This is a genomic window from Mesorhizobium sp. LNJC405B00, assembly GCF_000502615.1.
Taxonomy (GTDB): Bacteria; Pseudomonadota; Alphaproteobacteria; order Rhizobiales; family Rhizobiaceae; genus Mesorhizobium.
In genome coordinates this window covers 145,041-164,852 of the sequence record NZ_AYWC01000008.1, presented here as the reverse complement: position 1 = coordinate 164,852, position 19,812 = coordinate 145,041, and the positions used below count along the sequence as shown (strand labels likewise).

Genomic DNA, 19,812 nt, shown 5'->3' with positions numbered 1-19,812 from the left:
CCGTTCCAGCAAAACTATGGCCAAAACCACCACCAAAACGGTGTGATTCCCTTGGCCTAACCACCCTCTCCCGGGTCCGGCCCGGGGGACGAAACCCGCATTGGCCGGCGGGTTTTCTCCAAAAACCAAGCGGAGAGGGACAGGAGATTTCTGATGAGTTTCAAGGTTGCGGTAGTCGGCGCCACGGGCAATGTGGGTCGCGAAATGCTCAACATACTGGAAGAGCGCGGCTTTCCGGTAAGCGAAGTCGTGGCGCTGGCCTCGCGGCGCAGCCAGGGCACCGAAGTGTCGTTCGGCGACCGTTCGCTGAAGGTCAAGACGCTCGACCAGTATGATTTTTCCGACACCGACATCTGCATCATGTCGGCCGGCGGCAACGTCTCGAAGGAGTGGTCGCCGAAGATCGGCAAGCAGGGCTGCGTCGTCATCGATAACTCGTCGGCCTTCCGCTACGACCAGGACGTGCCGCTGATCGTGCCGGAAGTGAACCCGGATGCGATCTCGCTGTTCACCCGCAAGAACATCATCGCCAATCCGAACTGCTCGACGGCGCAGCTGGTCGTGGCGCTGAAGCCGCTGCACGATGTCGCCACCATCAAGCGCGTCGTCGTCGCCACCTATCAATCGGTATCCGGCGCCGGCAAGGAGGGCATGGACGAACTCTTTACACAGACCCGCGCGGTGTTCGTCGCCGATGGCGTCGAGGTCAAGAAGTTCACCAAGCGCATCGCCTTCAACGTCATTCCGCACATCGACGTCTTCCTCGACGACGGCTCGACCAAGGAAGAGTGGAAGATGGTCGCCGAGACCAAGAAGATGCTCGACCCCAAGATCAAGCTGACGGCGACCTGTGTGCGCGTGCCGGTGTTCATCGGCCATTCCGAAGCCGTCAACATCGAGTTCGAAAAGCCGATCACCGCCGACGAGGCGCGCGATATCCTGCGCGAAGCGCCGGGCTGCCAGGTCTTGGACAAGCGCGAGGATGGCGGCTACATCACGCCGCTGGAATCGGCCGGCGAGGACGCCACCTTCATCTCGCGCATCCGCGAGGATTCGACCATCGACAACGGCCTGTCGATGTGGATCGTCTCCGATAATCTGCGCAAGGGCGCGGCGCTCAACGCGGTGCAGATCGCCGAGCTTCTGGTCGAGCGCGGCCTGATCCAGCCGAAGAAGAAGGCGGCCTGACGGCTGGTTTGTTTTCGCTCACGGGGTTCGGCCTTCGGCCGATTCCGTTTATCGCTCACGGGCCGTATCGCCGCTGCCGCGGCTGGCCCTCCGCGGGGCGCCGGAAAGCCGGCGGCCCGCAGTCGCGGGCTCGGCCTTCGGCCGAAGTCTTCCTTCTCCCCGTTCACGGGGAGAAGGTCCCGGCAGGGGGATGAGGGCAGCGCTGACCTCTGTTGAGAAACGCCTTTGAACGATCCCACCAAAATCGTGCTGCGCCCCGCCACGGCTTTGGATGCCGCGACCATCGCCATTGTCATGCGGGCCGCACTTGGCTCGTTCTCCTGGATGCCGGTCATCCACACGCCGGATGAGGATCTTGCCTTCATCCGCGAGATCGTGCTGTCCTGGCAGCAGGTGACGGTCGCCGAGGCCGGCACCGGCATTGTCGGCTTCATTGCCCTGAGCGGCGATTGGGTGGAACAGCTCTATCTCGACCCCGCCTGGACGGGGCAAGGCATCGGCAGCCGGCTGCTGGTGCAAGCGACCGCCGCGCTACGGATCGTTAAACTGCATTGCTTCCAGGCCAACACCGGCGCGCGTCGCTTCTACGAGCGCCATGGCTTTCGCCCCGAGGCGTTCGGCGCGGGCACCACCAACGAAGAAGGCCTGCCGGATATTCTCTACGTGCGTCGAGCTTGATATTCAGCCGGCGTTATCCTTGGCCAGTTGGCGCAATAACTCCATCGCTTCCTCGGCCCGCTCAGCGGGCACGAACAGATGGTCATGATAGAAAGCAGAGACCGGATTGACGCCCATGCCGGCGGCGGCCAGCCGGGCGGTGATGGCGGCGAGGAAGCCGACGGCTTCCAGCGAGGAGTGGACGTTCAGGGTGATCATGCGGCAGCGGAACGAAGCGGTCAGCCCGGCCGCCCGTGCCGCGTCCTCGGTCACGATCAGTGTCACACCCTCGCGCTCGCGAAAGACCATCACGGGATCGAGGCCTGCCTGCCGGCTGATTCCAGGTGTGAGCGTAGCGAACACGTAGACGTCCGGCAGCAGTTCCGGCGTCATCGCCGCCAGCAGCTTTTTCAGATCAGTCTCGCCGGCCATTCGCTCGTCTCTCGCCCAGCCCTATCAATAGCCGTGACTGGTGGATGTCGATAGTCCGTCAAGGTGGAGGGACAGCGCCCCCCTCTGCCCTGCCGGGCATCTCCCCTGCAACGAGGGAGATCGGCGGTTTCGATGCTCCGCTCATTCATGGAACATTGCCGAAGCGGTCGAGCGTGTAATCTCCCCCCTTGCGGGGGAGATGGGCCGGCAGGCCAGAGGGGGGTGTGAAGGATCGCCACGCAGCGGCTTTTGCTTGCTGCTACCCAAAAAGAATCCGCACCCTGTAGGATCGCCGCCCCATCGCTCGTCCTTGGTCCGAAGCCAGCAAACGGCTCGAACCGCTTAGGAGGGAACACCCGTGAGTATTTCTCAAACCATGCCCGTCTCATCGGGCGCCCTGTGGACCGGCCGCGTGCTCAGCGACCTCATCATCCTGTTCATGATCTTCGACGGCGTCATCAAGCTGCCGCCGCTCGATGTCGTCACCCAGACCATGGTGCCGCTCGGCTGGCCGGCCGATGTCAATGTCGCGCGCACGCTCGGCATTATCGGGCTGATCTCGACCGCGCTCTATGCGCTGCCCCGCACCTCGGTGCTCGGCGCCATCCTGCTCACCGGCTATCTCGGCGGCGCCATCGCCACAACATGCGCGTCGGCAGCCCGTTGTTTTCGCACACGCTGTTTAGCGTCTATCTCGGCATCATCCTGTGGGGCGGTCTCTATCTGCGCGACCCAAGCGTGCGCGCCCTGATCCCGTTCAGCCGTTAAGCGAGGAGAAAAACATGCTCAGCACCATTCTCATCCTCCTGGTCGTCATCATCGCCGCCGTGCTCATCTATGCGGCGACGAGGTCGAATGATTTCGTCACCGCCCGCACCGCCAGCATCAAGGCCGCGCCGGAAGCGATCTTTCCGCTGATCAACAATTTCAAGCACTGGCCGGAATGGTCACCCTACGAAAAGCTCGACCCGCTGATGAAGCGCACGCTGTCGGGCGCTGATGCCGGCAAGGGCGCCGCCTACGCCTGGGAAGGCAATGCCAAGGCCGGCAAGGGACGCATGGAGATCGTCAATTCCGTGCCATTTTCGCTGGTGTCGCTGAAGCTCGACTTCGAGAAGCCGTTCCGGGCCAGCAACAGCGTCGACTTCACCCTGAAGCCCTCGGGCTACACCACCGCAGTCACCTGGGCAATGCGCGGCAGCCGGCCCTTCATTGCCAAGCTGATGGGCCTGTTCATGAGTTTCGATACGCTGATCGGCAAGGATTTCGAGGCTGGCCTAGCCAATCTGAAAAAGGCAGCCGAAAGGTAGAAAAGCCTGGAATTCAACAAGCTCGGCGGCGGTCGGCACGAATGTGACCGGCGCGGACACCGCGATCTCTCACGTCATCGGGATCAAATCAGCCGTCTGGGAGTTAGAGCCGTGGCGGCGAGGACGGCGATCCGCGTGAGAGAGGAACGATAATGAAAAGAGCGATGATCATTCTGGTACTGGCGACCGCGCTGGGCGCGTGCTCGCAAACCGAAAAGGGTGCCGCGGTCGGCGGCCTCGGCGGCGCGGCGGTTGGCGCAGCTGTGGCAAATGATCCGGTTCAGGGCGCCGTCGTCGGCGGCGCCGTCGGCGCCGTGGCCGGCGCGCTGATCGGCCGTGCCAGCGAAAGCGGTCAATGTCGCTACCGCGGCCGGAACGGGCGCACCTATATCGCCAGCTGCCCCGACGGTTATTGAACACAGCCAGGTCCAACATCGGAAACCGGCGGCTATAGATCGCCGGTTTCGCTGTTGCCCAAGACAGCTGGACCATGGCTGCCTGCGCTACAGCAATCCCCGGATATGCTCCCAAGCCAGGCGGCCCAAGCGTGTGTCGGCGTCGTCATTGCCGCCATGGGCGTGCAGCCCCGAGCGCGGCGTGTTTTCGCCCGGCAGCAGAATGCGGTGGCCGGCGTCGGCACTGAGACGAGGCAGGTGGTCATTGCGGTGTCCTGGCGACGCTGAATGATCGACTGGGCAAAATCCAGCGATGGCCATAGCGCGTCGTCGCCGCCCGCAACCAGAACAATGTCGGCTGAAATAGCTTCGGCGGGAATGGCAGCCTCGGCCGCAGCGTCCTTGAAGGTTTGCAAGGCACGCTGGAAGAGGCCTCGGTAGGACACCAGACCGTCGACATACTCCGCGTTCCAAGCGGGATTGCTTGGGACGAACGGCAAAGGAATCCCCTCGAGCGTCCACGACGATCGTTCCGGCCAGCTGACGCCGTCGCGGCCCGGCCCGATATTCCCCCAGACCACCGATGCCGGGCTGATCGCAACCACGACGTCAATGCGTGGATCATGAGCCGTCGCAAGCAGGGAGGCCTCGGCGCCTTTCGAGGTCCCGACATAGACGATGCGCCGGCATCCCATCTGGACAAGATAGCCGGTCGCCGCGAAAAACGTTTCGAGCGGGATCTCGCAAATGCCGGGCACCTGACCTTCGCCGCCAAACCATTGCAGCGCGAGAGCGGATGCTCCTTCCTTGGCAAAGAGCCGGGCGCGGGTGACGTCGATGCGGCCGCTCGATCCGCTCAGCACGACGACGCCTGTCGTGGCGCCGGCGCATCGCAACAGCGTCCCGGCTACGCCGCCGAAAAGGGCCTCTTCCGTGACGGTCCGCTCAGTCATCTTTCGTTCGAACGCATATGGCATCGCCGCACAATAGCAAAACGGCGGGCACAGGCCCGCCGTTTTGTGATGCGATGACGCGGTTGCTTATTCGGCGGTGGCGGCTTCCGCTTCGGCCGGGGCTGCAGCAGCGGCGGCAACGGCGGCGGCGGCGTCTTCCTGGGCCTTCTTCAGCAGAGAGGCGCGTTCCTGCGCCTTCTTGCCGGGCTCGGCCTTCTTCGGGTTGGAGCGGGCTTCGCGCTTGAGGAGGCCGGCCTCATCGAGGAAGCGCAGCACGCGGTCGGTCGGCTGGGCGCCGTGCGACAGCCAATGCTTGACGCGGTCGGCGTCGACCTTGACGCGCTCGCCGTCCTTGGGCAGCAGCGGGTTCCACGAGCCGATCGACTCGATGAACCGGCCGTCACGCGGCGAACGGGCGTCGGCGATGACGACGTGGTAGTAAGGGCGCTTCTTCGAGCCCGCACGGGCCAGTCTGATCTTCAAGGGCATTTCATTTCTCCTAAAATTTCTGATGTCAGTGTTGGGTTAATGGCTTTGTCTGGTGCAGGTCGTTGTCCCAAAACCGCTGCGCACTTTTGGGCGACATGCACTTTGTTAGCCGGTTTTGCTTGCGCCGTTGGACGCGGCGATCTGCTCGTGATGGCGGATCACTTCGCGGACGACGAAGTTGAGGAATTTTTCCGCGAAATCGGGGTCGAGATGAGCGTCCTTCGCCAGCTGGCGAAGGCGGGTGATCTGCTCCTGCTCGCGCGCCGGGTCGGCGGGCGGCAGGCCATGCTCGGCCTTGAGCACGCCGACCGCCTTGGTGCAGCGGAAGCGCTCGGCCAGCATATGAATGAGGGCGGCGTCGATGTTGTCGATCGAGGCGCGATAGCCGGCCAGGATGGTGCGTGCGTCGGCCATGTCTTTTTCTTCGTTCATAGCGTCCTCACTTCTTCTTGCCGAGGCCGGGCAGACCACCGCCGCCAAGGCCGGGAAGCTTCATGCCGCCGGGCAGACCGGGCAGGCCACCGCCGCTCGGGGCGGGCAGGCCCTTCATGCCGCCAAGGCCGGGCATCTGCTTCTGCAAGGCTTCGAGCTGCTTGGGATCCATCTTGGAGAGGTCGGGCATGCCGCCGCCCATCATGCCCCCGGGGCCGCCCATGCCGCCAGGCATCATGCCGCCGAGGCCCATCTTGGAGGCAAGGCCGCCCATCATGCCGCGCATCAAGCCGCCGCCTTTGCCCTTGCCGCCCATCGCCTTCATCATGTCGGCCATGCCGCGATGCATTTTCAAGAGCTTGTTGATCTCGGCCGCATCGGTGCCGGAGCCGGCGGCGATGCGCTTCTTGCGCGAATGTTTCAGCATGTCCGGATTGGCGCGCTCGGCCTTGGTCATCGACGAGATGATGGCGAGTTGGCGGCCGAACATCTTGTCGTCGAGGCCGGCGGCCGCCATCTGGTCCTTCATTTTGCCCATGCCGGGCATCATGCCCATGATGCCGCCCATGCCGCCCATTTTCGACATCTGCTGAAGCTGGCCGGCAAGGTCGTTCAGGTCGAACTTGCCCGACTGCATCTTTTTGGCCATCGCCGCCGCCTGCTCGGCGTCGATGTTTTCGGCGGCCTTTTCGACCAGCGAGACGATGTCGCCCATGCCGAGGATGCGGTCTGCAATACGCTTGGGGTGGAATTCCTCCAGCCCGTCCATCTTTTCGCCGGTGCCGATCAGCTTGATCGGCTTGCCGGTGACGGCGCGCATCGAAAGCGCGGCACCGCCACGGCCGTCGCCGTCCATGCGAGTCAGCACCAGGCCGGTGATGCCGACGCGCTCATCGAAGCTTTTGGCAAGGTTGACGGCGTCCTGGCCGGTCAGCGAATCCGCGACCAGCAGGATTTCGTGCGGGCTCGACACCTTCTTGATGTCGGCCATCTCCACCATCAGCGGCTCGTCAATATGGGTGCGGCCGGCGGTGTCGAGGATGACGACGTCATGACCGCCGAGCTTGGCTGCCTGGACGGCGCGCCTGGCGATGTCGACCGGGTTCTGGCCCGCAATGACAGGCAGCGTCGCGACTTTGACCTGCTCGCCGAGCTGGCGCAGCTGCTCTTGTGCCGCGGGCCGCCGCGTGTCGAGCGAGGCCATCAGAACCTTCTTGTTCTGGCGCTCGGTCAACCGCTTGGCGATCTTGGCCGAGCTCGTCGTCTTGCCGGAGCCCTGCAGGCCGACCATCATGATGACGACCGGCGCCGGCGCATTGAGGTCGATGGCGACGCCCTCGGCGCCGAGCATGTCGACCAGCTCGTCATGGACGATCTTGACGACCATCTGCCCGGGCTTGATCGACTTGACGACAGCCGCGCCGACGGCCTTCTCGCGCACCTTGTCGGTGAAGGAACGCACCACTTCCAGCGCAACGTCCGCCTCGAGCAGCGCACGGCGCACCTCGCGCAGTGCGGCCGAGACATCAGCCTCCGACAGCGCGCCGCGGCCTGTCAGGCCGTTCAGGATGGAGCCAAGGCGCTCCTGAAGTGATTCAAACATTGGTCAACCCGCCGCGCGAGAGCGCCTTGGATTCATGGTGATCCCTGTCGGGCCGATGGCCCTCCACGCCTCTTGTGCGCTCCTGCAGCGATTCAAACATTCCGTTTCCTTTTTCTCAGGCACCCCGATGGTGCCCGAGAGGTAGTGCGTTCGCGCCGCTCATCCAAGCAAAGCTCAAAACCAAAAAGCACCCGGGGGCGCTCAGCGCTGCCGGGTGTTGGCCTCCAGGATCTGTTTACAGCACCCACCTCAAAAGGTTTTGGCGTCCTGGTCGGCTTGCTCGGAGGGATACTCGTCGCGGATTTCGGGGCTGTAGACAGGAAATCGGCCGAAGAGTCAAGACAAGGGCGGCTTGCCGGTCTCTGGGTCGGTCCCTGTTTAGTTCACCCTGCATCCCGAGGGTCGGCCGTAACCTTCAGCGGCGAGCGCGGGTGCAGAAGCAGCAGCATCGTCAGCAAGGTGCAGACGATACCGATGGCGGCGATGATGACGGCATCCGTCGTCGTCCAGTCCGGACCTTCCAGCGGCTTGGCGTTGAACAGGGCGAAGGAATTGTAGTTCTCCTGATGCGAGATCAGCAGGAAGCCGGTGAGATTGTTGCCGAGATGGGCGCCGAAGGCGGCGCCGAGATTGCCGGTGACATAAACCACCAGCGTCAACAGCAAGGCGAAGGCGGCGATCGAGGCCAGCACGCAGGCGTTGATGGCGGGGGTCGAGCCCGGGCTCCAATGCAAGGAGGTGAACAGCAAAGCGGGCAATAGCGCCCACACGTAAGGGCTCNTCAGACGTGTGCTCTTCCGATCTGGGGGTCGAGCCCGGGCTCCAATGCAAGGAGGTGAACAGCAAAGCGGGCAATAGCGCCCACACGTAAGGGCTCTCGAAGCGCCTGGCCAGGCCGCGCAGCAGATAGCCGCGAAACAGCATCTCCTCGGACGAGGTCTGCAGCAGGGTCAGCGCCACGATCGGGAGCAGGAACAGCAGCCAGGTCGACAGGTTGATCGTGCCGCGGGCGATTTCGGGCTGTAGCCAGTAGAGCAGGATTTCGGAAAGCGCCGATGTGATCAGCACCGCGACCAGGCCCTTGAGGAAGCCCGACAAGGACACGCGGCGACTGGCGCCGAAAAGCGCCGAGAGCGGCTCGCCATGGACGAAACGCATGGCAAGCCAGAGGCCGAGCCAGATGCCGGTAAACGAGGTGAGTGCGGTGAGTATGCCGATGGGCGAGGCCAGAAAGCTCTGAAGCGGCCCGCGCGGATCGTCCGGCAATACATTCCAGACGATCGCGACATAGGTGCCGCCAAGCACCACAACCAGGGTGATCGCCACCCAGAACAGGACGACGACTGCCGTTCCAATTATCAGCCGCGGCAGGTACGTCTTTTCGGTGGCCGTGTTGCTATAGCGCTCGAAGGCGGCTGGATCTGATATCACGCGAGTTCCTCTGCCGAACGCATCGGGTCGCATGATCTAGGGGATCGTCGGCTCTCGCGCAATTGCTGCTGTTCAGCGACCCTTTTGCCGCCCTCAGCCTCGGCAGGAGGGCGGCACGAGTTCACTTGTCATTCTTTCCAGGCAAAATCAGCGCACGACGTACATGATGCGCCGTGTCTGCGGGTCGACCAGCGCCTGCTGGCCATTCACATAGACGTAGCGGTAGCGGTAGTCGGGGATTTCGCGCAGTTCGACCGTGTCGGGCAAGGTGGCACCGGTCACCACCTCGCCCTCGAGATAGACAGGATCGAGCCGGTGCGTGCTGACATAGGTGCCGACTTCCGCCGGTGGCCTGTCGATGGCGTCGACGGGGCCGTCGTCGGACAGAATCGCACCGGTATAGGTATCGGGATAATCATCCTGCGGCGGTGTAACCACGGTGATGGCGGCGTCGGCGGGGCGGCGTGTCAGAACGACCCGGTTGCCGCCGAAATCGGCCGTGACATAGTCGGAATAGACCCAGCCTTGGCCTCCGGCTTCGGCAATGGTGCACCATTTGCTGTTTTCGATGCAGCCATTGAGCGTCGCCGACTGGCCGGCGGCGAGCACGCCGATCACAGGATATTGCGGGCCGGGGCCGGCGCGCACATTAAGATCGGTGACGGCCGAGACGGCGGTATCGGCGAGTGCCGCACCCGACATCGCGACAAGCGCCCCGGCGACGGCCGGAAACAATATGCGTCTCATGGTTTCTCTCCCTTTCATGGTCCCTCGCGACACCAAACGAAACCAGAACGCATGCGTTCCGGCTAAAATACCGACGCCAGCTCACGATTTGTTCCGGTTTCTTTCGGCAAACCAGTCAAAAGCTCATGCACGAAGCTGAGTTTCTGCGCCGTCACGTCCGAAATGACGAAGGGATAAAGGTCGGGCAGGCCCATGCAGCGGTTGATCGAGTTGGAGGCTTCCGAGAGTACCAGCCAGCGGGCGAGAATCTTTTCGAACGGCTCGGGCACGGCGTCAGGTTCCGCGGGCGCCGCCTGCAACCGGCCGCCGGTGTCGCCTTGCGGCAGCACATTGGTCTCCATCGTCTCAAGCTGGCCGAGTGGAAAATTCAGCGCGTGCACCATCTCCAGCGTGTCGGTGATGTGGAGATGGTGCGCCCAGGTCTCGGCCCAGTCTTCCCATGGATGCGACGTCGCATAGGCGGAGATGTGGTTCTGCTGCCAGTCGGGCGCAGCGCCATTGGCGTAATAGGCTTTCAGCGCCTGCTCGTAGTCGGGGCGTTCGTCGCCGAACAGCGCCCGGAAGGCATCGAGCCGTTGCGGCTCGTCGCGGATCAGCCGGTCCCAGTAGTAATGGCCAAGCTCATGACGGAAATGACCGAGCAGCGTGCGGTAATTTTCGCCCATCTCGACGCGACGCCGCTCGCGCTCGGCCGAGTCCGCCTCGGCGACGTTGAGCGTGATCAGGCCGTTGTCGTGGCCGGTAAGGATGCGTTCGCCGCCGGGACCGCCGCCGATCGGATCGGCTATGAAGTCGAAGGCGAGGCCGATTTCGTCGCCGTGCTTGTGCTTGGGCGCGACCGGAAGGCCGAAGGCGAGCAGCGAATAGACGGCGCGCTTCTTGGCCGCCTCGACGCGAATCCAGCGGCGGCGGTTGCCGTCGACGGAGAGGTCGGGGATCAGCTGGTTCAGCACGCAGGCGCGGCAGTAGGTATGACCCGGTTCGGCCATCCAGTTGCAGGCGCATTCATCCGCATTGGTGCAGTGGAAGATGCCGTCGACGTCAGACAAGGCAAAGCGCGCATGCTCGGGATCGTAAAGCACGAGACTCCCGCAATTCAGGCACTGCGCATTCTCGAAGTAGAGGCGGTGGCCGCAATGCGGGCAGTCGAACAGTTTCATGTCGATCTCGATGCGTCAGGCGTTGGCGTATGGCGTCAGAGGAGGAATATGGTGCGGAGCGGCGCCTCGCCCAAACGCCCGCCACGGGCCGCCGTTCCATGCCCCCGTCACCTCTTTTTACCCGAGCAGCGAATTCGCCTGCCCGGCGCCCGGGCGTTTCGGCCACAATAAGCACTTGATCGTAAGCAAATTCCGCTGCATTGGCCAGGGTAGCGCCGGGGGTACGGTGACAATGGCGCGTTTCGCTGGCAAGTTCGCAACCGGGACGTGATTCAGGCAATCAGGAGAAAAAGCATGGCATTGCTTGCCAAGGGAAAGATTATTGCTGCCGCGGTGGTCGCGGTACTTGCGCTGGCGACGGGCGCGCAGGCGGCGGCCAGCTGCGGCAAGACCGGCGCGGGCTTCGAAGCGTGGAAGCAGGACTTTGCCGCGCAGGCCAGGTCCGAAGGTGTCGGCGGGAAGGGTCTGGCTGCTCTGGCCGGTGCCAGCTATGCGACAAAGACAATCTCCGTCGACCGCGCCATCCACAAGGCTTTCAGCGGTTCGGTGGACGCCTTCATGAAGCGCCGTGGCGGAGCTGCGATCATTTCCAGGGGCCGTGCGCTGAAGAAGTCGAATGCGGCGATGTTCGACAGGATCGAGAGCAATTACGGCGTGTCGCCGGGCGTGTTGCTGGCCATCTGGGGCATGGAAACCGGCTTCGGAGCCTCCCTGGGCAACCAGAACACGGTCTCCGCCATTCTGACGCTTGCCTATGATTGCCGTCGCCCGGGGTTCTTTTACCCGCATGCCATTGCGGCGCTGAAGCTGGTCGATCGCGGCGCGCTCAGCGCCTCGTCGGTTGGGGCTGCGCATGGCGAGATCGGCCATACGCAGTTCCTGCCCGGCAATGTCCTGAAGTATGGCGTCGGCAACGGAAATCTGCGCGACAAGGCGACGGCCTTGGCTTCGACGGCCAACTTTCTCAAGGCTCATGGCTGGCGGGCGGGTGCGAGCGCGAGTGCGAATATGGGCGCCATCGCCGGCTGGAATTCCGCGAGCGTCTACCAGCAGGCCATCGCCCAGATCGCCGACGCGATCGACGGCGGTTGATAGAAATATCGGGATCGAAGAACGGAAAGCCCGGCCATGCGCCGGGCTTTCTGCAAGGACTGGAGCTTTTGGCGGTCAAACCGTTCAGCAGCCGAGCGGCTACCCGCCTTTTATGACCTTCCAGATGTCCGTGGACTGGTCGAACTGGAGGCGGTTTATGTCGGAGAAGGTCAGCCGGCCGGTCTTCATGGCATCGACAAGGCGGCGGCACAGCAGTGGCGGCATGCGCTCCAGGGAAACGCCCATAAAAGCGGCGATCTCGTGTTTGGCCGATATATTCGATATGGCCACCTTGCTGACGCAGCGATCGAATGCCGCCTCGGGATCCTGTCTCACTTGCTCCTGCCCAGTCTGGCAACCGGCCAGCATGACGACCATTGCAGGCAGGGCCACAAACCACGGCTTCATTGTCAGCTGCCCCCATCGATTGTGAGGAGGCTAGATAAGGGCCTGAAAAGATCAAGCAGGAAAAGCACTGAGTTCTTTGCCGCCGCTCTATTTCTTTGTTTTTACGCAGTTACGGACGAAGTCGGGCATGCTCTTTCTCGAATTGCTCGATCGTTGGCGCAAATGCCGGCTGAGCGCCTGGGCTCTCAATAATGTGCGTAGCCGCTCAACGGGCACTTCTGGGAAATAGGAACCTCGAAGGCGCCTTCAGTACCTTTGCAGCTCCGGAATTTGGAGTTGCGCAGCACCGGCGCGGCCCTGGCAGCCGCCTTTGACTTGCCCTTGATGACCAGCCATATCTCGGTCGGCAGGTCTAGCTGCACTCTGTTCAAATCGGAGTAGCTGATCCGCCCGCTGCGTACGCCTTCGGTGATGCGCTGGCAGAACAGGGCCGGCATGCGCTCCTGCGAGACGCCCATGAAAGAGGCGATTTCGTGCTTGAACGTGATGCTCCATAGATGGATGGCGGAGATGCACCCGTCCTGCTCGCGTTTTGCGGCCGCCTGCGAGGACTGGCACCCGGTAAAGACGATGGCCGCCGCAAGCAGGAGAAAAATGGCGTTTTTCACGATCAGAATCCCTCCGTCCCGCGAAGGAATTTAGATGAGGCTTTTAAAAGGTCAAACGGAAACCATGTCAGCCAGCTTGGCCTCTTATATTAGAGGTACCAAATAAAAACCCTGCGTGACCGCCGGGTTTTCCTGGAACACTAGTTTGGTTCACCCTTGCGGCTCCTTGCCGCCAGCGTCCTCAGCCGCAGCGCGTTGAGGCGGATGAAGCCGGCAGCGTCCTTCTGGTCGTAGGCGCCGCGGTCATCCTCGAAGGTGACCAGCGCGTCGGAATAGAGCGTCTTCTTGGATTTGCGGCCGGTGACCATGACATTGCCCTTGTAGAGTTTCAGGCGCACCGTGCCTTCGACGTCTTCCTGGCTCTTGTCGATCATCGCCTGGAGCATCAGCCGCTCGGGCGAGAACCAGAAGCCGTTGTAGATCAGCTCGGCGTAGCGCGGCATGAACTCGTCCTTGAGGTGGCCGGCGCCGCGGTCGAGCGTGATCGATTCGATGGCGCGGTGGGCGACGATCAGGATGGTGCCGCCGGGGGTCTCGTAGACGCCGCGCGATTTCATGCCGACGAAGCGGTTCTCGACCAGATCGAGCCGGCCGATGCCATTGTCGCGGCCAAGATCGTTAAGCGCCGTCAGCATGGCGGCCGGCGACAGCTTCTTGCCGTTCAGTGCAATCGGATCGCCCTTCAAGAATTCGATCTCGATCTCGGTGACCTTGTCCGGCGCCTCCATCGGCGAGACGGTGCGCTGATGGACGAATTCCGGCGGCTCGCTCCACGGGTCTTCCAGCACCTTGCCCTCGGAAGAGGAGTGCAGAAGGTTGGCGTCGACCGAGAACGGCGCCTCCCCCCGCTTGTCCTTGGCCACCGGGATCTGGTGCTGCTCGGCGAAGTTGATCAGGTCGGTGCGCGACTTGAACGACCAGTCGCGCCACGGCGCGATGACCTTGATGTCGGGATTCAGCGCATAGGCCGACAGCTCGAAACGCACCTGGTCGTTGCCCTTGCCGGTGGCGCCGTGCGCAATGGCATCGGCGCCGACCTCCTGGGCGATCTCGACCAGGTGCTTGGAAATCAACGGGCGGGCGATCGAGGTGCCGAGCAGGTAGGTGCCTTCATAGACGGCGTTGGCGCGAAACATCGGGAAGACGAAGTCGGCGACGAATTCCTCGCGGACATCGACGACGCGGATATCCTTGATGCCCATCATCTCGGCCTTCTTGCGCGCGGGCTCCAGCTCGCCGCCCTGGCCGAGATCGGCGGTGAAGGTGACGACTTCGGCGCCGAGCTCGGTCTGCAGCCATTTCAGGATGATGGAGGTGTCGAGACCGCCGGAATAGGCGAGCACGACCTTCTTGACGTCTTTTGTCTTGGGCATTGCTGGGGACATTTTGGCGGTTCCGCGCGATGAGTTTCGCGGGCGAGGTATCACGGCATTTCCGGCCAGCGCAAGGGATGAACGGGCTCCGGCTGCCGCAGCCACTGGACCAGATGCCACGCCAGCCAGTTGCTGGCGTGAGCGGGGAGGCTGCGTTATAGACCGACGATCATTCGCCAGGGGCCACCGATGTCCTTCATTCCCGACACCACAACGCTGATCCAGTTCGCCATCGCCACCATGATCCTGGCGATCACGCCAGGACCGGATATGACGCTGTTCGTCTCGCGCACACTGAGCCAGGGCCGCGCCGCCGGCTTTGCCTCGCTGGCGGGTGCTCTGTTCGGCACGCTGATCCATACAACTTTGGTGGCGGTCGGCATCTCGGCGCTGATCGTCGCCTCGCCGATGGCCTTCCTGGTGCTGAAAATCTTCGGCGCCGCCTATCTGGTGTTCCTGGCCTGGCAGGCGATCACCAAGGGCTCGGCGTTTTCACCGCAGAAGAAGAATGGCCCACAGATTTCGCTGTTCCGCAGCTGGGCCGCCGGACTCGGCGTCAACCTGCTCAACCCGAAGATCATCCTGTTCTTCATGACGTTTCTGCCGCAGTTCGTCTCGGCTCACGATCCGAACGCGCCGGGAAAACTGTTCTTCCTCGGCCTCATGTTCATCGTGCTGTCGATCCCGGTGACGGCGCCGATGGTTTTTGCCGCGGAAAGGTTTTCGGCGGCGATGAAGGCCAGCCCGCGGGTGACGCGGGTGGTAGACTATCTCTTTGCCGGTGTGTTTTCGGCCTTCGCGCTCAAGATCCTGACCGCTCAGGCGAAGTAGCGGCCTGCCACCAGCTTCCGGCCCAGCGGCCGGCGCTTAGCCAGTAGAAGATGCCGCCGACCATGCCGCAGCCGATCACCGCGGCGATGGCGTGCGGTTTCGTGACGTCGAAATCCACGTTCTGATGAACGAAGCCGAGGAAGGCCGCGGCCACGACGCCGCCCGCGAGTGCATAGAACAGCCAGTCGCGGCGGCTGAGGACCTCGGAGATCAGGATTGCGACCACCGCCGGTATGAAAGCGAAATAGGCGACAAACAGCGCCACGAACGGAATCGAAAAATAGAGCGCCGTGGCCATCATCGGGTGCGCATCGTCCGGCTTATAACCGACGGAAGCCATGAACAGCACGTTGAGAAAGGCGCTCGCCGCCAATGAGGCGACGACATAGCCGAACAGGATGACAGCGAAACGGAGGATATAGGCGAAGAGGCGGCTCACGCCTCGCCGTGCCCCGCAATCATCATGGCCTCAAGCGCCAGGCGGTCGACCTTGCGTATGCGCTCGGAGTCGGATTTGAGCTGGCCGCAGGCGGCCAGGATGTCGCGGCCGCGCGGCGTGCGGATCGGCGAGGCATAGCCGGCATTGTTGATGTAGTCGGCGAATTTCTCGATCGTTTCCCAGTCCGAGCACTGGTAGTTGGTGCCCGGCCACGGGTTGAACGGGATCAGATTGATCTTGGCCGGAATGCCCTTCAGCAGCTTGATCAGCCCCTTGGCGTCCTCGATGGAATCGTTGACGTCCTTCAGCATCACATATTCGAAGGTGATGCGCCTGGCGTTGGACAGGCCCGGGTAGGCGCGGCAGGCCTCGATTAGTTCCTTCAGCGGATACTTCTTGTTGATCGGCACAAGCAGGTCGCGCAGATCGTCATTGGTGGCGTGCAGCGAGATCGCCAGCATGACGCCGATCTCCTCGCCGGCGCGGAAGATCTCGGGCACGACGCCGGAGGTCGACAGCGTGATGCGGCGCTTCGACAGCGAAAGCCCATCACCGTCGGAGGCGATCAGCAGCGCCTTCTTCACGGCTTCAAAATTGTAGAGCGGCTCGCCCATGCCCATCATGACGACGTTGGAAACTTTGCGGCCCTCGGCCGGGACGATGGCGCCGTCGGGTGTGTCGCGGTCGGGGAAGTCACCCAGCCGGTCGCGGGCGGTGAGCAATTGCGCCAGGATCTCTTCCGCCGTCAAATTGCGCACCAGCTTCTGTGTGCCGGTGTGGCAGAACGAACAGGTCAGCGTGCAGCCGACCTGCGAGGAGATGCAGAGCGTGCCGCGGCCTTCTTCGGGAATGTAGACGGTCTCGATCTCGACCGGACGGCCGGCACCGCGCGGCGGAAAGCGGAACAGCCACTTGCGCGTGCCGTCGGAGGAAATCTGCTCCTCGACGATTTCGGGCCGGGCGACGGTAAAATGCTTGTCGAGTTCGGCGCGCAGATCCTTGGAGATGTTGAACATGCCGGCAAAATCGGAGACGCCGCGCACATACATCCAGTGCCAGAGCTGCTGGGCGCGCATTTTCGCCTGGCGCTCGGGCACGATGCCGGCACTGACAAGGGCTTCACCGAGCTCGGCCCGGGTCAGGCCGATCAGCGACGGCTTCTCGGGCGTGGCGCGAGCGCGCAACGCGTCGCGTGCGCCCTCAGTGGTGAGATCGAAGGAAAGGGTCATATCAGCGCCAATATAAGCGAATTGCGGCCGATTTCATCCATCGTGCCGAAAAGAAGCGCGGCGCATAGCACAGGTTGCGGCGAGAGTCATGCGGCGGGAACCGCGCCAGCCTACTTGCACTTGGCGATCGACGTCAGCGCGGCCGAGATGCCTTTCAGCGAAAACACATAGGTCGTCGGATTGCCGCGGCCAGACTTCGCCGAGACCTTCATGTCGGTGCCGGTCTTCATGGCGGCGATCAGCACCGGCTCTTCGGCGGCGTTCTCGACCCAGGCCGACTTGCCGCGGGTGAACATCGAGAACGTCTTCTTGTCGATGGTGACGGTGGCCTTGGAGCCTTCCTGGAATGTGTAGCCGGCGATGAATTGCGGCTCGTAGGACACTTGCTGGCCCGGCCGCTGGCTGACGAAGAAGAACATGTCGCCGTGATCGAGCGTCGGCGGCTGCTTGTCGGTCGGCACGGTGAGCACATAGCAGACCTTGCCGCCCTGCGCCTGGTAGCTGTAGGTGCCCCAGGCATTGTGCTGGCCGATCTTGGTCGCCTGCTGCGCCAGCGCCGGCGCGGCAAAAGCCACCAGGACCAGGCTCGAGACTAGTGCAATCAATCCGCGCATCGCTTTTCCCGTATTCCAAATGGTGCGGGGCAGGCCGGCTTGGCGTCCTGCCCGTCGCTTCATTTTGATTTAATCTGGGTTACCAAACGGTGAATTTCCCTCGGAAAAGGACATTCACCCATGGAAACCACCGCCATTTCCGCGCCGCTTCTTGAAAAAACGGCTTTCGCAATGTCCCTGCGGCGACTTGGAGGCCACGAAAGCGGCAAGAGTTTGACTTTTCCAACGGCCGCAGCGGAACCCGAAGCCAAGCCGCTATCGTCCTGTTTGAGCGGAGGATTTCTTCTGAACCCAGTTGCCAACGCGACGCCGATTCAGCTCTTGTCGGCGATCGCCTCCTTGGCGGCCTTGCGGTGCGCAGGGGTGATATGGGCGCTTACCGCGGAGATCGCGGCGGTCAGCACGGCGATGTCGTCGGTGAAGCCAAGGCCGAAGACGAAATCGGGTATGACGTCGACCGGCAGCACGAAATAGCCAAGCGCTGCCAGCAATATGCCCTTGGCACGCAAAGGCGTCTTCCTGTCGAGCGCGCAATAATAGCCGGCGACGACCTCTTCCATGAACGGAATCTGCCGGGCGGCCTTCTTGGCCGTGCGCCAGAATTTGGCGCGCACTTCACTCTCGTCGCCGAGCTTGCTGCCGAAGCCGAAGAAATCAAAACCGGGCTGCTGCGCCATCAATCCTCTCCTTGCCGGCCGTCGCGCTACGCGTTGCGCGCGGCCGCCACGGAAAATGTGGTGAAAGTCCCGGTCCACTGCAAGAGGATGGCGCCGATTTGGCGTTGCCGCCCCAGCGTTCAGCCGCCTGCATACCCATTCATCTTCTTGGCCAGCGCGACGTCGAGCGCGGTGACACCGCCGGCATCATGGGTGTTGAGCGTCACGTCGACAGTCTTGTAGACGTTCGACCAGTCGGGATGATGGTCCATCTTCTCGGCGGCCAGCGCGACGCGGGTCATGAAGGTGAAGGCTTCGGAAAAATTCTTGAAGACAAAGCTGCGCTTGATGGAGGCGCCATCGGCTGCCTGCGACCAGCCAGGCAGTTCGGCCAGTGCGGCGGCGATGGCGTCCTTGCTGAGTTTCTCTCTCTTCATGATGATTTCCCGTGCTATCCAGATATCGACCCTCACCATAATGCAAGTCGCCCAAAAGTCCTTTGCGTTTTGGGCTTCCAAATGCACGAACGGCGCATATCGAATGAGCGTAAAGCCGATAAATTCCATACTCTTCGTCTGCCTCGGCAACATCTGCCGTTCACCCCTGGCCGAAGGCGTGTTTCGCGCCGTGCTGGCGGAGCGCGGCCGCGACATGGTGCTGGACGATATCGTGCTGGACTCTGCGGCGACCGGCGGCTGGAACCTCGGCGAAGCGCCCGACCCGCGCTCGATCGCGATTGCGGCCCGCCACGGCATCGACATATCAGGGCAGCGGGCACGCAAGGTCAGGCCGGGGGATTTTTCGCGCTTCGACCTGATCCTCGGCATGGATCGGCAGAATGTCCGCGACCTCAAGGCGTTGGCGCCGGCCGGTGCGCGCGAACGTATTCATCTCTTGGCAGAGTTTGCGCAGGGCAAAACCCGCGACGTGCCGGATCCCTATTATGACGGGGCCGAAGCGTTCGCTTCGGTCTACCGCATGATCCGCGAAGCGTCGGAGGCGCTGGCGACGAGATTGGTGGCGCGGGCGTCGACGCCGGAGAGCGGCCACGCCTCCTCGACAATGTAGGGACCGCCGCCGACCGAATCGCGCGACGACATCAGCACGAAGCGGCCGACGCGAAACGGTAGCGTCGCAAAATTGCCGCGCGCCGACAGGTACTGGGCGACGTCGAGCGGGCTCGAATTGCGCAAGCGTGCCAGCGTAACATGCGGGGTGAACTTGCGCGGGTCGGCGGGCAGGCCGAGCCGCTGGCAGATGCGATCGATTTCGCTCTGCAGCGCCGAAAGGTCGGGCGAGGCGAAGACGCCGGCCCAGACGGCGTGCGGCTTCTTCTGGCCGAAAGCGCCAACTCCGGACAGGGTGAGCGAGAAGGATGGGCGGTGCACCCGGTCGAGCGCGTTGGCGATTTCGTCGGCGATATGGCCTTCGACGTCGCCGATGAAGCGCAGCGTCAGATGGTAGTTTTCGACATCGATCCAGCGGGCTCCGGGCAGGCCGCCCCTGAGCAGGGACAGCGAAAGAGCGGCGTCACGCGGTATTTCGAGGGCGGTGAAAAGACGCGGCATGGTGAGCCTCCCTTCCTCGAATCGAACTGTGCCCCTAGCGAATCATCGATAGTCAAACGGGGCAAGTGGTTTGTTGGTTGCAGGCATTTTTACGAACAGGCGCCTCCAAGCGATGAATAAGCACTATTGCCGTGCCGCTTCGGCGCTTGCATTACCCAGATGCTGCATATGCTCTTCGAGCGCAGCATGAATGACTC

General features: G+C 62.9%; 24 protein-coding genes and 3 pseudogenes. 9 read left to right on the top strand and 18 right to left on the bottom strand.

The features are described 5' to 3' along the window. Positions 1–153 precede the first annotated feature (153 nt). Positions 154–1,188, top strand: coding sequence for an aspartate-semialdehyde dehydrogenase (locus X756_RS148960; protein ID WP_023671698.1), 1,035 nt, complete (start codon positions 154–156; stop codon positions 1,186–1,188). Positions 1,189–1,413: 225 nt separating this feature from the next. Further along, complete coding sequence (locus tag X756_RS148965; RefSeq protein ID WP_023730272.1) at positions 1,414–1,866, top strand: GNAT family N-acetyltransferase; 453 nt, start codon at positions 1,414–1,416, stop codon at positions 1,864–1,866. A gap of 3 nt (positions 1,867–1,869) precedes the next feature. Here the strand turns inward: X756_RS148965 and X756_RS148970 are convergent, their stop codons facing one another. Continuing rightward, positions 1,870–2,277 (bottom strand): ACT domain-containing protein, encoded by a 408-nt coding sequence (locus tag X756_RS148970; protein ID WP_023671700.1) that lies wholly within the window; start codon positions 2,275–2,277, stop codon positions 1,870–1,872. A 376-nt stretch (positions 2,278–2,653) separates the two neighbouring features. Here X756_RS148970 and X756_RS01000000165650 point away from each other — a divergent pair. From X756_RS01000000165650 to X756_RS148980, 3 genes and pseudogenes are all read left to right on the top strand, one after another. Then, a pseudogene (locus X756_RS01000000165650) lies at positions 2,654–3,045 on the top strand (DoxX family protein). A gap of 14 nt (positions 3,046–3,059) precedes the next feature. Beyond that, positions 3,060–3,587 carry an SRPBCC family protein gene (locus X756_RS148975; RefSeq protein WP_023730271.1) on the top strand — a complete coding sequence of 176 codons (528 nt, stop codon included), beginning with the start codon at positions 3,060–3,062 and terminating at the stop codon, positions 3,585–3,587. Between the two features lie 152 nt (positions 3,588–3,739). Beyond that, positions 3,740–4,003 (top strand): YMGG-like glycine zipper-containing protein, encoded by a 264-nt coding sequence (locus tag X756_RS148980; RefSeq protein ID WP_023687657.1) that lies wholly within the window; start codon positions 3,740–3,742, stop codon positions 4,001–4,003. Between the two features lie 87 nt (positions 4,004–4,090). Here X756_RS148980 and X756_RS01000000165645 read toward each other — a convergent pair. From X756_RS01000000165645 to X756_RS1000000170565, 6 genes and pseudogenes are all read right to left on the bottom strand, one after another. Beyond that, positions 4,091–4,935: pseudogene (locus X756_RS01000000165645) on the bottom strand (acyl-CoA thioester hydrolase/BAAT C-terminal domain-containing protein). An 87-nt stretch (positions 4,936–5,022) separates the two neighbouring features. Continuing rightward, positions 5,023–5,424: a 30S ribosomal protein S16 gene (gene rpsP / locus X756_RS148985; protein ID WP_023671705.1), complete on the bottom strand. Its 402-nt coding sequence runs from the start codon at positions 5,422–5,424 to the stop codon at positions 5,023–5,025. A gap of 105 nt (positions 5,425–5,529) precedes the next feature. After that, positions 5,530–5,856 carry a chorismate mutase gene (locus X756_RS148990; protein ID WP_023671706.1) on the bottom strand — a complete coding sequence of 109 codons (327 nt, stop codon included), beginning with the start codon at positions 5,854–5,856 and terminating at the stop codon, positions 5,530–5,532. Between the two features lie 7 nt (positions 5,857–5,863). Continuing rightward, a complete protein-coding gene (gene ffh / locus X756_RS148995; protein WP_023730270.1) occupies positions 5,864–7,459 on the bottom strand; it encodes a signal recognition particle protein in 1,596 nt (531 codons plus the stop codon). A 383-nt stretch (positions 7,460–7,842) separates the two neighbouring features. Continuing rightward, positions 7,843–8,229 (bottom strand): CPBP family intramembrane glutamic endopeptidase, encoded by a 387-nt coding sequence (locus X756_RS1000000169920; protein WP_245264525.1) that lies wholly within the window; start codon positions 8,227–8,229, stop codon positions 7,843–7,845. A 154-nt stretch (positions 8,230–8,383) separates the two neighbouring features. Continuing rightward, positions 8,384–8,617: pseudogene (locus tag X756_RS1000000170565) on the bottom strand (CPBP family intramembrane glutamate endopeptidase); the annotation flags it as partial. On the opposite strand from X756_RS1000000170565, the gene X756_RS1000000169915 reads away from it, so the two are divergent. Further along, positions 8,603–8,884 carry a hypothetical protein gene (locus tag X756_RS1000000169915; protein WP_245264524.1) on the top strand — a complete coding sequence of 94 codons (282 nt, stop codon included), beginning with the start codon at positions 8,603–8,605 and terminating at the stop codon, positions 8,882–8,884. The pseudogene X756_RS1000000170565 and the gene X756_RS1000000169915 overlap by 15 nt on opposite strands. A gap of 153 nt (positions 8,885–9,037) precedes the next feature. On the opposite strand, the gene X756_RS149000 is transcribed toward X756_RS1000000169915, so the two are convergent. Together X756_RS149000 and X756_RS149005 are read right to left on the bottom strand one after the other, a co-directional pair. Beyond that, positions 9,038–9,637: a DUF1236 domain-containing protein gene (locus X756_RS149000; protein ID WP_023683834.1), complete on the bottom strand. Its 600-nt coding sequence runs from the start codon at positions 9,635–9,637 to the stop codon at positions 9,038–9,040. A 62-nt stretch (positions 9,638–9,699) separates the two neighbouring features. Further along, positions 9,700–10,797 (bottom strand): putative zinc-binding metallopeptidase, encoded by a 1,098-nt coding sequence (locus tag X756_RS149005; RefSeq protein ID WP_023730269.1) that lies wholly within the window; start codon positions 10,795–10,797, stop codon positions 9,700–9,702. Between the two features lie 294 nt (positions 10,798–11,091). Here X756_RS149005 and X756_RS149010 point away from each other — a divergent pair, with 294 nt between their 5' ends. Further along, a complete protein-coding gene (locus X756_RS149010; protein WP_023671711.1) occupies positions 11,092–11,889 on the top strand; it encodes a lytic transglycosylase domain-containing protein in 798 nt (265 codons plus the stop codon). 99 nt (positions 11,890–11,988) lie between these two features. On the opposite strand, the gene X756_RS149015 is transcribed toward X756_RS149010, so the two are convergent. The 3 genes from X756_RS149015 to X756_RS149025 all read right to left on the bottom strand — a co-directional run bounded on the left by X756_RS149015 (position 11,989) and on the right by X756_RS149025 (position 14,278). Continuing rightward, the gene (locus X756_RS149015; protein ID WP_023671712.1) at positions 11,989–12,267 is read right to left on the bottom strand and encodes a hypothetical protein; all 279 of its coding nucleotides are present in this window, start codon (positions 12,265–12,267) and stop codon (positions 11,989–11,991) included. A 215-nt stretch (positions 12,268–12,482) separates the two neighbouring features. Then, positions 12,483–12,905 (bottom strand): hypothetical protein, encoded by a 423-nt coding sequence (locus tag X756_RS149020; protein WP_023730268.1) that lies wholly within the window; start codon positions 12,903–12,905, stop codon positions 12,483–12,485. A gap of 140 nt (positions 12,906–13,045) precedes the next feature. Beyond that, a complete protein-coding gene (locus X756_RS149025) occupies positions 13,046–14,278 on the bottom strand; it encodes an argininosuccinate synthase (RefSeq protein WP_023698861.1) in 1,233 nt (410 codons plus the stop codon). A 189-nt stretch (positions 14,279–14,467) separates the two neighbouring features. On the opposite strand from X756_RS149025, the gene X756_RS149030 reads away from it, so the two are divergent. Further along, the gene (locus X756_RS149030; protein WP_023730267.1) at positions 14,468–15,109 is read left to right on the top strand and encodes a LysE family translocator; all 642 of its coding nucleotides are present in this window, start codon (positions 14,468–14,470) and stop codon (positions 15,107–15,109) included. Here the strand turns inward: X756_RS149030 and X756_RS149035 are convergent. The 5 genes from X756_RS149035 to X756_RS149055 all read right to left on the bottom strand — a co-directional run bounded on the left by X756_RS149035 (position 15,081) and on the right by X756_RS149055 (position 18,484). Further along, the gene (locus tag X756_RS149035; RefSeq protein ID WP_023730266.1) at positions 15,081–15,548 is read right to left on the bottom strand and encodes a hypothetical protein; all 468 of its coding nucleotides are present in this window, start codon (positions 15,546–15,548) and stop codon (positions 15,081–15,083) included. The genes X756_RS149030 and X756_RS149035 overlap by 29 nt on opposite strands. Further along, positions 15,545–16,777 (bottom strand): 23S rRNA (adenine(2503)-C(2))-methyltransferase RlmN, encoded by a 1,233-nt coding sequence (gene rlmN / locus X756_RS149040; RefSeq protein WP_023730265.1) that lies wholly within the window; start codon positions 16,775–16,777, stop codon positions 15,545–15,547. The genes X756_RS149035 and rlmN overlap by 4 nt, the downstream gene beginning before the upstream one ends. A gap of 110 nt (positions 16,778–16,887) precedes the next feature. After that, on the bottom strand, positions 16,888–17,391 hold the full coding sequence (locus X756_RS149045; protein WP_023671718.1) for an invasion associated locus B family protein: 504 nt from the start codon (positions 17,389–17,391) through the stop codon (positions 16,888–16,890). Between the two features lie 314 nt (positions 17,392–17,705). Beyond that, complete coding sequence (locus tag X756_RS149050) at positions 17,706–18,068, bottom strand: YkvA family protein (protein ID WP_023687669.1); 363 nt, start codon at positions 18,066–18,068, stop codon at positions 17,706–17,708. Between the two features lie 119 nt (positions 18,069–18,187). Next, positions 18,188–18,484: a 4a-hydroxytetrahydrobiopterin dehydratase gene (locus X756_RS149055; RefSeq protein ID WP_023730264.1), complete on the bottom strand. Its 297-nt coding sequence runs from the start codon at positions 18,482–18,484 to the stop codon at positions 18,188–18,190. 103 nt (positions 18,485–18,587) lie between these two features. On the opposite strand from X756_RS149055, the gene X756_RS1000000167620 reads away from it, so the two are divergent. Further along, positions 18,588–19,115 carry a low molecular weight protein-tyrosine-phosphatase gene (locus X756_RS1000000167620; protein ID WP_023671721.1) on the top strand — a complete coding sequence of 176 codons (528 nt, stop codon included), beginning with the start codon at positions 18,588–18,590 and terminating at the stop codon, positions 19,113–19,115. Here the strand turns inward: X756_RS1000000167620 and thpR are convergent. Then, positions 19,019–19,615, bottom strand: a complete 597-nt coding sequence (thpR, locus tag X756_RS149060) for an RNA 2',3'-cyclic phosphodiesterase (RefSeq protein ID WP_023671722.1) — start codon at positions 19,613–19,615, stop codon at positions 19,019–19,021. The two genes, X756_RS1000000167620 and thpR, sit on opposite strands and share 97 nt — an antisense overlap. Between the last annotated feature and the right edge of the window lie 197 nt (positions 19,616–19,812).